Annotated in this window: 10 protein-coding genes; 4 read left to right on the top strand and 6 right to left on the bottom strand. The window is 39.3% G+C overall.

The features are described 5' to 3' along the window. Positions 1–16 precede the first annotated feature (16 nt). The gene (serC, locus tag J4N24_RS12700; RefSeq protein ID WP_207534067.1) at positions 17–1084 is read left to right on the top strand and encodes a 3-phosphoserine/phosphohydroxythreonine transaminase; all 1068 of its coding nucleotides are present in this window, start codon (positions 17–19) and stop codon (positions 1082–1084) included. Between the two features lie 34 nt (positions 1085–1118). Beyond that, entirely contained in the window at positions 1119–2069 is a 951-nt protein-coding gene (locus J4N24_RS12695; RefSeq protein ID WP_207534066.1) for a D-2-hydroxyacid dehydrogenase, read from the top strand. A gap of 80 nt (positions 2070–2149) precedes the next feature. Here the strand turns inward: J4N24_RS12695 and J4N24_RS12690 are convergent, their stop codons facing one another. Further along, complete coding sequence (locus J4N24_RS12690; RefSeq protein WP_207534065.1) at positions 2150–3226, bottom strand: spore photoproduct lyase family protein; 1077 nt, start codon at positions 3224–3226, stop codon at positions 2150–2152. Between the two features lie 143 nt (positions 3227–3369). On the opposite strand from J4N24_RS12690, the gene J4N24_RS12685 reads away from it, so the two are divergent. Then, positions 3370–3801 carry a GNAT family N-acetyltransferase gene (locus tag J4N24_RS12685; RefSeq protein WP_207534064.1) on the top strand — a complete coding sequence of 144 codons (432 nt, stop codon included), beginning with the start codon at positions 3370–3372 and terminating at the stop codon, positions 3799–3801. A 17-nt stretch (positions 3802–3818) separates the two neighbouring features. Here the strand turns inward: J4N24_RS12685 and J4N24_RS12680 are convergent, their stop codons facing one another. Both J4N24_RS12680 and J4N24_RS12675 read right to left on the bottom strand, forming a co-directional pair. Beyond that, a complete protein-coding gene (locus J4N24_RS12680) occupies positions 3819–4016 on the bottom strand; it encodes a hypothetical protein (protein WP_207534063.1) in 198 nt (65 codons plus the stop codon). Positions 4017–4096: 80 nt separating this feature from the next. Further along, entirely contained in the window at positions 4097–5482 is a 1386-nt protein-coding gene (locus J4N24_RS12675; protein WP_207534062.1) for a type III PLP-dependent enzyme domain-containing protein, read from the bottom strand. A 240-nt stretch (positions 5483–5722) separates the two neighbouring features. On the opposite strand from J4N24_RS12675, the gene J4N24_RS12670 reads away from it, so the two are divergent. Then, complete coding sequence (locus tag J4N24_RS12670; RefSeq protein WP_207534061.1) at positions 5723–6394, top strand: DUF6766 family protein; 672 nt, start codon at positions 5723–5725, stop codon at positions 6392–6394. Between the two features lie 59 nt (positions 6395–6453). On the opposite strand, the gene J4N24_RS12665 is transcribed toward J4N24_RS12670, so the two are convergent. The 3 genes from J4N24_RS12665 to J4N24_RS12655 form a co-directional block, all read right to left on the bottom strand. Continuing rightward, positions 6454–9681, bottom strand: a complete 3228-nt coding sequence (locus J4N24_RS12665) for a basic secretory protein-like protein (RefSeq protein WP_207534060.1) — start codon at positions 9679–9681, stop codon at positions 6454–6456. Between the two features lie 70 nt (positions 9682–9751). After that, a complete protein-coding gene (locus tag J4N24_RS12660; protein ID WP_207534059.1) occupies positions 9752–12205 on the bottom strand; it encodes a penicillin-binding protein 1A in 2454 nt (817 codons plus the stop codon). A gap of 91 nt (positions 12206–12296) precedes the next feature. After that, positions 12297–13073, bottom strand: coding sequence for an amidohydrolase (locus J4N24_RS12655; protein ID WP_207534058.1), 777 nt, complete (start codon positions 13071–13073; stop codon positions 12297–12299). Positions 13074–13079: the final 6 nt, after the last annotated feature.

The following is a 13079-nucleotide window of genomic DNA, read 5'->3' as shown; positions in this document are numbered from 1 at the left end:
TAAAACGTACTTAACGATGAAATTTAATTTTGGCGCAGGCCCTTGTATTCTACCACAGGAAGTATTTAAACAGGCTTCTCAGGCTGTTTTGAATTTTAACGATACCGGTTTGTCGATCCTGGAAATATCGCACAGGGCACCGGAGTTTGAAGCTGTTGTAGAAGAAGCTACCCGCCTTGTTAAAGAATTACTTAACGTTCCGGATGGCTATTCTGTTCTTTTCCTTCAGGGTGGAGCAAGCTTACAATTTTCAATGGTTCCTGCTAACTTATTAGGAGAGGGACAAACTGCAGCTTATCTTGATTCAGGTGCATGGTCAAGCAAGGCATTGAAAGAAGCGAAATTGTATGGAAACGTTAATGTAGTTGCTTCGTCTAAGGAAGCTAATTATACTTACATTCCTAAAACATATGAAATTCCAGCTGATGCAGCTTATTTCCATATAACAAGTAACAACACGATTTTCGGAACCGAGTTGTTTGAATTCCCTAAGTCGCCAGTTCCCCTGGTAAGTGACATGTCATCTGATATTTTCAGCCGTGAAATTAATGTTGCTGACTTCGGTTTAATCTATGCTGGTGCTCAAAAAAATATGGGTCCTGCAGGAGTAACTCTTGTGATCATTAAAGATGAGTTGTTTGGTAAATCTGGCAAAAAGCTTCCTTCAATGCTTGATTACAAGGTTCAGGCAGATAATAAATCTTTATATAATACTCCTCCTGTTTTCGCTATTTACACTTCTTTATTAAATCTTAGGTGGTTAAAATCTAAAGGTGGTGTAGCCCAAATGGAAAAAGAAAATATCGCTAAAGCAGCTGCTCTTTATGAGGAGATCGACAGAAATCCATTGTTCAAAGGAACTTGTGCTGGTGAAGATCGTTCTCGTATGAATGTTTGTTTTGTAATGGAAAATCCTGAATTGGAAAAACCTTTCTTGAAATTTGCTGAAGAGCGCGGTATGGTTGGTATAAAAGGTCATCGTAGCGTTGGCGGATTCAGAGCTTCCATCTACAATGCATTGCCAATAACTTCAATTCATGCATTAGTTGAGGCTATGCAGGAATTTGCAGAGAAACACGCTTAATCCTTCTTTAATTCGTAATAACATAAATACTAAAATGGTAAGAATTCTTGCAAATGACGGTATTGATGCAGTTGGAAAGCAGTTGTTGGAAGCTGCTGGCTTTACTGTTGATACACAAAATATTCCTCAGGATCAGTTACCTGAAGCATTAAAGAACTACGACGCTATTACTGTACGTAGTGCAACAAAAGTTCGTAAAGAACTGATTGATGCAGTTCCAAACCTTAAACTTATCGGTCGCGGTGGCGTAGGTATGGATAATATTGATGTGGAATATGCAAAAAGCAAAGGTCTTGCAGTAGTGAATACTCCTGCAGCATCTTCTCCATCTGTAGCTGATTTAGTGTTTGCTCATCTTTACTCAGGAATTCGTTTCCTTTTTGATGCAAACCGTAAAATGCCTGTTGAAGGTAATACTAAGTTCAATGATCTTAAAAAGGCTTATGCGAAAGGCATCGAGCTGAAAGGTAAAAAGATCGGTATCATTGGTTTTGGACGTATTGGCAGAGAAACTGCAAAGATCGCTTTAGGTCTTGGAATGGAAGTTTTAGCATATGACCTTTATGACGTCCCTGCAGATCTTGAGTTAAACCTGGCAGGCGGTGTTAATGTTAAAGTACCCGTTACTAAAGTAAGTTTAGATCAGCTTATCAGTGAATCTGATTTTATTAGCTTACACACTCCTTTCACTGATAAACCTATATTAGGTAAAGAGGAGTTTGAGAAAGTGAAGAAAGGCGTTGGTGTGGTTAACTGTTCAAGAGGTGGTACTATTGACGAGTTAGCTTTGATTGATGCTCTGAATTCTGGTAAAGTTGCTTTCGCTGGATTAGATGTCTTTGATAACGAACCAACTCCTCGTCAGGAGATTCTTTCTCATCCCAAGATCTCTTTAACTCCACATATTGGTGCAGCTACAAACGAAGCCCAAGAAAGAATTGGGGTTGAACTTGCTAATTTGATCATCGACTTTTTTAAAAAATAAATCGTTGTTTAACTCTTAATAAGAAAGGTTGTTCGATTATGCGAACAACCTTTTTTATAATCAGCATTTATGCTATGTGACTAAAATGCGTACCTAATACCGCAATAGGGAAGTTCTTCCTTTACTAAATCTACTAAAGACTCCACCAATTCCTTTTTTAAGTTTCGTTTGTACCTGACATTTCTGCCTCCCGTCTGACTGTACTTTACTTCCTGGATTTCCGGTCGCCATAATACATCTTCAGCTTTCGGATGCCAATTTAGGTTAACCTCGTGCAACTGTTGATTATGTGTCAGGAAGATAATTTCGGTTACCAGCTGTTTCTTCACTTTTTCACTCAATTTATCATTCATCTCATCAAATAGGACTTTCCAATCTTCAAGCCAACCCTCGTAGTAGATGACCGGGGCGAAATTAACATTAACCTCATATCCTGCCTCAGCAAAATCGTTCATCACATTAATCCTTTCGCTTATTGGACTTGTCCGTACATCTACCAATTTTGACATTTTATGAGGCATCAGACTAAAGCGAATACGAGTCTTGAGTTGAGGATCATAATTCAGCATTTCGCGGTTCACAAATTTAGTTGCGAAGGTAAGTTTACCATTAGGAATCTCTTTGAAAAGATCAATCATATCCTTCACATTATCGCAAATTGCTGCATCCGCGGAGCAGTCACCATTTTCTCCAATTTCATAAACCCAATACTTAGGATCAATATGGTCCGCTTCCTGCTTAATACCTTGCCTGAAGGCATGTCTTTTCAAGTATCCTAAAATTTGTTCTATGTTGACAAATATGGAAACAGGATTAGCAAAACCTTTTCTTCTCGGTACATAGCAATAGGAGCATGACATGGTACAACCATTTGATTGGGAAGGAGCCACCCAATGAGAACTTCTGGTATTTGGCCTTGCACTCAAAGATTTTTTAATGCCAAGGATTAGAACATTCTTTTTGTTGGAAATCCAGTCCTCCACGGAGCCCTCAAAACCAAAGAGCTCAGGAATCTTCCAATGGGATTCTACTTCCTTTAGCTCTGCCCCAGAGTACTTCTCTAAAATATCCAATCCCCGCTTGTATTTCCTGACATCTGGCTCAAGATAGATCTCCTTTATGTCGAGTAGGTCGTCGACAGTTTTATTATGTAACATAGGTGAATGTTTGTTGAATAACTGGGCTGTAAATAAATGGTTTGTTGTGATGTTACTATTTAAGAAGAATACTATGCCTTTTTAAAATCATTGAACAAGTTTTGCTGTTATACAACTATTGATGCTCTGATTAACTAACTGATATGTCTGAAGATCTAACATTTGATATACTTGCTGAGAACCACATAGGCTCGATGGCTTTGTTAGGAAAAGAGTACAATCAAAAGTTGACGATACGGATTATCGAAGAGTACTTGAAAGAGCTGTTCTCTTTTAACAATTATCACTGCTTCGGAGTGTTTCTAAACACCGAACTGATTGGTTTTGCTAGTGGCTGGATTACAATAAAGTTTAATTCAGGAAGACAGCTTGAATTGGATAATGTTATAATAGATCCCTCTAATCAATCCCGTGACCTTGGTGTTCGCTTCTTTGCTTTTATTGAAACCTGGGCTAAAAAGAATAATTGTAAGGGTGTAGAACTTGATACTTATCCTCAGAATTCAAGAGTGCACAAGTTTTTATTGAATCAGGAATATTCTATAGTTGGGTTTCATTTCCAGAAATCCATCTAGGCCGACAAAAACTATTATTATTCTTGTACTTGTTCCTGGGACGACGTAAATTTCCAATTCCTTCCGTCTTTTACAAAATCAACTTTGAAGTGAGAACCTTCAGCTGTGAAGTGGAATTGAAGCTTATCATCGGTAGTATCCTTTGGAATAAACGACGGTAATAAGCTTTCGGCGATTGCCTGGATCTGTTGATCTGAAAGTTTTTTCTTAGCCATGAGAAGGATATGGATTGGAGGGGAAAATTCAGAAGTCAGAAATGCTAGTGATATGCTCTCTGACTTCTAAAGCTTAACTGTTAGGTGTAACCAAGGATCTTTAAAACTTGCTTACTATTTTGTTCTTCCCCGAATACGTCAAAGTTAAAAGTTTCGTCCCTGTTCCTCCGGATAATAACGTGTTTAGGAGAAGGTAATAAACAATGATGGATACCCCCATAACCGCTTAGAACTTCCTGATATGCTCCTGTATGGAAGAAGCCGAGGTATTGAACCTTCCGGGTTTTAGGCATGAAAACACTATTCATGTGCGCTTCCTGATTATAGTAATCCTGTCCGTCACAAGTAATACCACCAAGGTTAACACGTTCGTATTCCGAATCCCAGTTATTTATTGGTAATAGAATGTACTTCTGATTTAAAGCCCATACGTCAGGCAGGTTAGTAATGAATGATCCGTCAAGCATCAACCACTTTTCACGGTCGTTTTGTTGCTTCCGGCCCAGAACCTTGTATAAAATACCAGAGGCTTCTGCCACTGTATATTTACCAAACTCAGTAATAATATCCGGTTCCTCTACATCGTGTTCTGCACAGATCTCTTTGATACGTTTCACAATCTCATTAACCATGTATTCGTAGTCAAAATCGAATACAAGTGAATCTTTAAATGGCATGCCTCCACCGATGTCCAAAGTAGTAAGATCCGGATTAATCTTTTTAAACTTACAATAAAGGGTAACGTACTTCTCTAATTCATTCCAATAATAAGGAGTGTCAGATATACCAGAATTGATAAAGAAGTGAAGAAGTTTTACTTTAAAGTTTGGATTATGAGCAATTTTATTGTTGTAAAACTCGATAACATCCTCCATTCTGATGCCTAACCTTGAGGTGTAGAACTGGGAATCAGGCTGCTCTTCTGATGCTATTCGGATACCAAGGCTGCATGGAAGATCTAGTTCGTCATCGTAGATGTTAAATTCTTCTTTATTGTCAAGAACCGGGATAATATTCTTGAACCCGTCATGGAACATATCAATTATGTACTGCTTGTACTGATAAGTCTTAAATCCATTACAGATTACGGTTATATCCTTACTAACTATGCCTTTTTTCTCTAAAGTGTCAATTACAGGCATATCAAAGGCAGAAGAAGTTTCCAAATGAACATCATTTTTTAAAGCTTCTTCAATTATATGTCTGAAGTGGGAACTTTTAGTACAGTAGGTATACATGTACGTGCCCCGGTAATTGTTGTTCACAATAGCTTTCTGGAACAACAGCTTCGCTTGTTGGATTTTCTTCGAGATAAGTGGAATATAGGTGAAGCGTAGGGGAGTACCGTACGTCTCGATCATCTCCATCAAATTCAAATCATGGAAGTATAACTCATCATCTATAACTTCAAAACCTTCCTGAGGGAAACCGACACTAAGGTCAAGGAACTCTTGGTAACTCTGCATGTGTTAAATCTACATTATTGCTGCAATGCGTTATACGAAAAATCCGTATAAAGGCTTCAATTAAAACCTGCGAAAATAATAAAAATAGAATTGTAATCTTAATAAATACAAACCTTTTAAATAGGTAGAAAAACGTGTTTTACAATTAGACAACTAAAGGAACAGTTAAAAATGGAGAGTAAGGCATGAGTTGAACAAATAGTATAAATAGAAGTTATATTATTAATTAAGAACGAAAGTATGGCAGACGATCCTAAAAGATATTCCTGGTTCTACAGGAACAGTTTAACAATAGTTTTTTTATCTTTTTTTTTAATAACCCTATTAGGCCAGACACTAACCGGCTGGAAAGAATCTAATGAGGAAATTACAGAAAGGGGAGGGCATGAGATCCCTTTGTCGATATACCTTACCTCAGGCCATTTTATATCTGCGACTTTTGAGAATTTTCAGAGTGAATTTCTGCAGATGGGTTTGTACGTTGTTCTTACTGTATTTCTTCGTCAGGTGGGATCTGCGGAATCAAAAAGCATGGAAGGGGATGAGGAGGTGGATCGTAAGCCGGTTCCGAGGGATGATGCTCCTTGGGCAGTTAAAAAAGGAGGTTGGATCTTGAAGCTCTATAGTTACTCCCTCTCCATTACTTTTCTTATCCTTTTTTTATTTAGTTGGGCAGCACACTTGTATGGGAGCTGGCAGGAACATAACCTGCAGTTATTTTTAATGCATAAGCCGGAGGAAAGCGTGGCTACTTTTTTAGGACAACCAACTTTTTGGTTCGAGACCTTTCAGAACTGGCAGAGCGAATTCCTTTCTGTTGCCGCTATTGTATGGCTGTCGATTTATCTTCGTCACCGGGGATCTCCTGAATCTAAACCGGTAGACGCGGCACATATGGAAACAGGAAAATAGAAATAAAAAAAGCGGCTTCCAGGCCGCTTTTTTTATGTAGATATTATATTTTTTCTAGACTACCAACCCGGAGCAAAAGCCAGTCCGAATACGGGGCCTTTGGTGTCTTTACGTTGGAATGGATAGGCCAGGTAAGGCTCAAGTACGAAGTAGCCAAATACATTAACCCTTAAAGAAACACCTGCACTCATTGCCGGAATTCTTTCGTAAATGGTTGTACCAGAGGTGATAGTTGTGGGTTGTCCTGGAATAGGAGTGCCAATGATACCACCACCGCCAATTCCTCCTTGGTTAGATTCTTTAGTTCCAATAGCTCTTGGTGTACCCCGGAATGCAACCTTTGAATCTTTGTCGTAGGCTAGCCCTATATCGAAGAAGAAGTTCAAGTCTGAGAAAAGGAATTTAGACTCAATCGCAGTTAGTTTTTTGGGTCCTGTAAATGGAATACGAGCTTCAAGGTTACCTACAGCAATTTTTGAACCTACTAACTGGTCGAGGGTGAAGGTACTTCCACTGGCGGATTCATTGTTGTAAAAGGAGTTAGCTTCGTATCCCCGGATAAGATACGGATAACCTATAAACAGCGGGTAAAGCCTGTCCTCATCACGACCTAATCTTGAGTAACTATAAGCACGACCAGCAAGGGTAACTTTCTTTAGGCGGACGTATTTTCTGAAATCTGCAGTTACAGAAGTTAACCGGTAATCCCCAAACATTGCGTCTGCCCCTAAACGGTACCTAAAACCACTTAAAGGTGAGGTTATCCCGGATAGCGCATTATCACCAACAAAGGCTGCATTAAGTTGGTAAATGGAAAATGACTTGAAGTCTATTCCATAATAGTCGCGAGCATCATCCTTTGATAATTTTGCTCGGTCAGATCTGTAGGGACTGTAAATCTCACTTGTTCTGTTAGCTTCGTCGTAATTGGCATAGTAATATGTTGCATATCTATCAATTCGATAACTATATCTTGCAGCCCCTGTTCCTGCTTCAAAACGGAATGTCCTGGAGAAGGGATAAAATGCGAACAGTTGCACCTGATCCTCGAATGTTCTTATAATATCGTACCCATAAATAAAGCTGGCATTTGCATCAGCAGCTGGTTGGTCCTTGTTGAAGTAAGCAACATTGTATCCCGATAAATAAGGGATGTGCGAGACTGCTGTTCCCCAGTTAATACGGCTTTTTTGATTAATATAAGCTACCTGACCCCCTGCATCATAAATCTCTCCATTTACAGATGCCAACGCATAAATTTGGTTCCTTCCAAGAATATCACTAAATACTCCCTGTACACCACTTGACATACCTGTACCAAAACGTCCAACTGACGCTCCTACACCATTGCTTGACAAATAATCAAGCTTAAACTGCGGCCTGTATTTTGTAGGATTAAGGTTATTAGCACTGATTGTTTCAAACCGCTCAAAGTTCTCCAAATTAGCGTTAATAATATCCACGCCTGATGATTTTGAAGGAGGGAGAATAGCTGCATCAAAGTTCAATTCCTGTGGATTTACCACCACCGGCTTGAAATCCGTTGCTTTAGCATTATAAATCGTGTACTTCTGATATCTGTAGTAAGAGTAAACAATGTCATCATTTAAGGAAACGCTAAGAGCGGGCGAATACTCAGTGATACCACTTATACCTGTAAAATAGTCTGTAAGTTGTTCTACCTGTCCGCTGCTTAGAGTATACCTGTACATATTTCTAAACCCGTCTCGGTTTGAAAGGAAATAAAGCTGTTGACTATTTCCTGAAAACTGGGGATTTAGATTATTGGCACCCGTAAAGACATTGATATTCGTTATTGCCTTTGTAGTTAAGTCGATCAAAGCAAGACTGTAGGTGATATCCACCGTTTTTGTAGCGTTATCAAAAGTAGTTCTGTCTGTAGAAAAAACTATTGACTTTCCGTCTGGAGCGAATGCAGGTTGATAATCTGAGTATTTATCGTTTGTTAACTGATTTAGCTGTTTTGTATTTAAGTTAAAGACATAAATATCGCTTTGTCCGTCTTTAAGACCTGTGAATGCTATGCTTGAACCATCAGGGGACCAACTTAGATTACTAAACTCGCCAACTTCCCCCATTGCATTTTCAGAAAGGGTTTTACCTGATTTTACATCAATGACGAATAGTTTATTTCTGCCGGAGCTGAAGGCACTGAAGGCGAAGCGCTTACTATCGGGCGACCAGGCTCCAGCCGATTCTATAAAACTAAACTCGTCTATATGGGAATTATTAGCTCTGCTCGTGAGCCGTCGTATTACTTTCCCAGTTTGAGCATCTGCAAGATAGAGGTCTATACTCAGAAGTTCTTTTTCAGATAGAAAAGCAATGTATTTTCCGTCAGGAGAAACTGCAGGAGCTACGTTCATATCCCCACCGTTTTTATTGTTGATGATATTTTTTCCAATTGGAACCTGTGATGTATCTTTCAGCATCGGCTTATATTGGTTCTCGATAGCTGTTCTCCAAAGACTTGATAAAGTTCTTTCATCATATCCAAAAGTCCTTCGGATTGCCATTTCATATCCGAACCTAGCCGTTGCTTTAAATAAAGGGACGATAACAGTGTCTCCATAAGTGGAGCCGATATAAGTCCAAAATGCTTGTCCATAACGATAGGGGAAATACCTGCTATTTGTGGTTAAATCCCGGAGTGTCGGGATATCCCTGTTCAGGTAAGCGTCGCGCATCCACATCCCTGTGAAGGCGTCAACTTTACCGACCGAAAGGTATTCAGCCATTCCTTCAACCATCCAAAGAGGAAGGTTGCCAATATTTTCAAGATTAGTAGAGTCGTTTTCTATAAGCGTATGATATTGAAATGCGTGAACAAGTTCGTGTCCCAGTACGTGTCTGGTCTGATGGTTTAGCATCTGAATTGGCATAACCACCCGGTTCTTCATGCCTTCTGTAACACCGCCGGTACCTACACTCGCCCCGCCCTGAAGGACAGTGGTAGATTGGAAATCCGGATGGTTCTCATAAAGAATTACCGGATTTCTTTTAGCGAAAGTATCTCTAAACACTTGCTGGTGAAGATCATACCATACCTCACTTTCCTGCATAAACCTGTTTACAAGGCTATCATTACGCAGATAATGATATAACTCAAAGTGAGGAGATTGTTTTACCTTGAATTTCAGGTTTTTATACCTAACTAAGTTTTGCCCGAAATACTGAGCATTTGCCATGCCCGATATTAAAATAAATAATGATAAGAAGAGTGATTTAACTAACCACCTTTTATAGCGACCGGATTCGTTCTTCATTTTAATTTTAAATTAAATAAATTGGGCTTGTGCAAGTATATCATTCGATTATGAATAATAGATGAAATTTTTAATTGTTTGCTTCGTCTTCTCTTTTTTGCCGTCTCTGATCCCTCCGGATTTCCCTTCTGCTTTTGCCATCCTCGGCTGTGGACTCCTGGGTTTCAGTATTGTCTGCAGGAGCCTGTTGATCCGTCGTCGGGGTAGTTGTTGGCTGCTGTTGCTCTTGCTGATTGTCCTCAGAAGCAGGAGTTGACATGGTATCAATCATTAAAGAGTCCGTTAAAAGCGTGTCTACGGCAGTTGTGTCAACGTAAGTTTCTGGAGTTGTACAGTTATATTCTCGTGTGATCTCAATGGTAGGTTTTGGGAAAGGTCCATAGGTGTACCCAGTGGACGGATCATGATAAACCTTTTCCATAAACTTTCCAAAGATTGGCAGGGCAGTATGAGCTCCCTCTCCACTTCCTGATGATCTGAAATGTACACTTCTTTCGTCACAACCTACCCAAATTCCAGTAACAAGATCTTTGGTTATTCCCATATACCAGCCATCTACGAAATCGGAAGAGGTTCCGGTTTTTCCACCGATCTGATTTCCTTTTTTCCAAAGGTCCCATTCCCATAGTGAGCGGGATGTTCCCCCTGGTTCTTCCATACCTCCCCTAAACATGTAGAGCATTAACCAGGATATTTCTTCTGTGAGAACTTGTTCTTGTTCAGCTTTAAACTCTTCAATTAAATTACCATCATGATCTGTAATTTTTTGTACAAGAATAGGCTCGGTTTTTTTTCCATGATTCAGAAACGTCCCGTATGCTCTTACCATTTCGAAAACTGAAACATCATTAGACCCAAGACTTACAGAAGGCACTGATTTTAAATCGCTTTCAATTCCGCACTCGTGCGCATATTTTACCACATTGTCCCAACCCACCTGTTCTGTGATTTGTGCAGTTATTGAATTGACCGACTTACCCATGGCATGTCTCAGGGTCATTTCCTGTCCTGAAAAGTAGTACTCAGAGTTCTTTGGTTCCCAGAATTTATGCTGATTATTTTCATCATACGCAATCTTTACAGGCTTGTCCACAAATCTATCACAAGGACTTAAACCACTTTCCAGTGCAGCGAGGTAAGCAAAAGGCTTGAATGTTGAACCGGCCTGACGCTTGGATTGATCCACATGATCGAACTTAAAATGATCAAAGTCGATTCCACCTACCCAAACTTTGATGTAGCCGGTAAACGGATCCATTGTCATCATCCCGGTGTTCAGGATCTTTGAGTAGTATTTGATAGAGTCTAGTGTTGAGAACGTAACTTCCTGATCTCCTTTCCAACTGAAAACCTTCATTTTCTTAGGTTGATTCAGGTAATAGTCTATTGAATCGGGGCTATTTCTATATTTCGTTTTAAGATAAGAATAATAGGGAAGGCGTTGTGCCGCTTTCATTGGAAAATCTTCAATTTCTTTTCCCTCAGAATCTCTCCATGGATTTTGACCACTCCATGCGTTGTTTAACCGCGTTTGGAGTATCTTCATTTGATCTTCTACAGCTTCTTCGGCGTATTTCTGCAATTTGGAATCAATAGTAGTGTATATTTTTAAACCCGACTCGTACAGGTCATAACCACGGTCTTCGCACCACTTTTCCAGATATCGGGCAACAGCGGTACGAAGATATGAATCGCCCTGAGAGTCGTCTTCTACTTTTCCCAAGGTCAGGTTTAATCCACGATTGCTGTATTTTTTATACTCTTCTTTACTCAAATAGCCGTATTTCTCCATTTGAGATAAAACCACATTTCTTCTTTCCAGGGCTCTTTCCGGATGATATTCGGGATTATAGGTTGTGCTTGCTTTAAGCATTCCAACAAGGAGAGCAGATTGTTCTACACCCAACTTATCAGTGTCTTTGTTGAAATACTTTTTAGCTGCAGTTTTAAGACCGAATGTGTTACTGCCAAAAGGAACAGTATTAAAATATAAGGTTAGAATTTCTTCCTTAGAATAATGGCTTTCAAGTTTAAACGCAGTTATCCACTCTTTTAACTTGAAAACGATAGTTCTTACTAGCGGTATCTTCTTTACCAACCCCTGCCTTTTATTATTACGTGTACGGTAAAGATTTTTAGCTAACTGTTGGGTAATCGTACTGGCTCCTCGTTTATCACCTGAAGCGGTAGAAATGATGCTTGAGAATAAGGAGCGGATATCGATACCTGAATGGCTGAAGAAACGTGCATCTTCAGTTGCAATAAGTGCATTAATCGTTTGTTGACTTATTTGATTAAATTCAACAGGTGTTCTATTTTCTTTGTAATATCTGCCAATCAATTTTTTATCAGCAGTGTACACCTCAGATGCGATCCGCATATTAGGTGTTTTAATATCGTGGAGAGTAGGAGAGTAACCAAACAACCACAAGAAATTAAGTTCTATGGCACAAAATGACAGAATGATAAAGTATATAAGAACTACAAGGTACCTTAGCGGTTTAATACGAATTTCTCTGAACATACAACTTACTTAACGCACATAAGCACTTCCGGAATAATTAGTAATAATAAATCTGGCAAGTGGAATAAGCCTGTTTTTTAACGTTTTTTAACTAAAATAAATCAAACTTGTCTGCATCTCTTAAAAACGGGAAAGCTCTCCTGTTTTTTATTAGCTCTTCCCTGGAAATTGAGAATGTATAAAGATCTTCGTCATTTGGTTTATAGTAAACCGTCTTTCCGTTTGGATCTATGCACATGGAATCACCTGAATGATATATCTCATTTCCATCATGACCAACTCTGTTAACTCCTACAACATATGCCTGGTTTTCGACAGCGCGTGCAGGTATCAAAGTCCGCCAATGTAAAGAACGTTTCTCAGGCCAGTTTGCAACAATTAACAACAGATCATAATCAATATTGTTGTTCCTTAACCAAACAGGAAAGCGTAAATCATAACAAATAACCGGGCAAATCTTCCAGCCGTTCAACTCTACGATCAGTTTATCCTTCCCGGGACTGTATACAGAATCTTCCTTTCCCAATCCAAAGAGGTGGCGTTTATCATACTTTTCGTAAGTTCCATCGGGGCGCATCCATATCAGACGGTTATAATATTGATTATTTTCTTTGATAATAAGACTTCCTGTAACTACGGCTTCAAACTTATTTGCCTGCGCACGCATCCACTCCATTGTTTTACCTCCCATTTCTTCTGCAAGGGTTGGTGCGTTCATGGTAAAACCTGTGCTGAACATTTCAGGCAGTATAATGAGATCAGTTTTTTCTCTGATAGATGATAGTTTGAGTCCCAGATTCTGGAGATTCTTATCAATGTTTTCCCAGAAGAGATACGCCTGGAAGGTGGTGATTTTTAAAACACTCATTGATTA

Origin of the sequence: Desertivirga arenae (genome assembly GCF_017355785.1) — a bacterium.
GTDB classification, from domain to species: domain Bacteria; phylum Bacteroidota; class Bacteroidia; order Sphingobacteriales; family Sphingobacteriaceae; genus Desertivirga; species Desertivirga arenae.
Note: the sequence above shows the minus strand (reverse complement) of the source record. Positions and strands in the feature narration are given on the sequence as shown.

Coding starts and splice junctions, on each gene's coding strand:
- J4N24_RS12690 (WP_207534065.1), bottom strand. CDS start 3,226: ATGTTACATAATAAAACTGTCGACGACCTACTCGACATAAAGGAGATC.
- J4N24_RS12680 (WP_207534063.1), bottom strand. CDS start 4,016: ATGGCTAAGAAAAAACTTTCAGATCAACAGATCCAGGCAATCGCCGAA.
- J4N24_RS12655 (WP_207534058.1), bottom strand. CDS start 13,073: ATGAGTGTTTTAAAAATCACCACCTTCCAGGCGTATCTCTTCTGGGAA.
- J4N24_RS12675 (WP_207534062.1), bottom strand. CDS start 5,482: ATGCAGAGTTACCAAGAGTTCCTTGACCTTAGTGTCGGTTTCCCTCAG.
- J4N24_RS12660 (WP_207534059.1), bottom strand. CDS start 12,205: ATGTTCAGAGAAATTCGTATTAAACCGCTAAGGTACCTTGTAGTTCTT.
- J4N24_RS12670 (WP_207534061.1), top strand. CDS start 5,723: ATGGCAGACGATCCTAAAAGATATTCCTGGTTCTACAGGAACAGTTTA.
- J4N24_RS12695 (WP_207534066.1), top strand. CDS start 1,119: ATGGTAAGAATTCTTGCAAATGACGGTATTGATGCAGTTGGAAAGCAG.
- J4N24_RS12665 (WP_207534060.1), bottom strand. CDS start 9,681: ATGAAGAACGAATCCGGTCGCTATAAAAGGTGGTTAGTTAAATCACTC.
- J4N24_RS12685 (WP_207534064.1), top strand. CDS start 3,370: ATGTCTGAAGATCTAACATTTGATATACTTGCTGAGAACCACATAGGC.
- serC (WP_207534067.1), top strand. CDS start 17: ATGAAATTTAATTTTGGCGCAGGCCCTTGTATTCTACCACAGGAAGTA.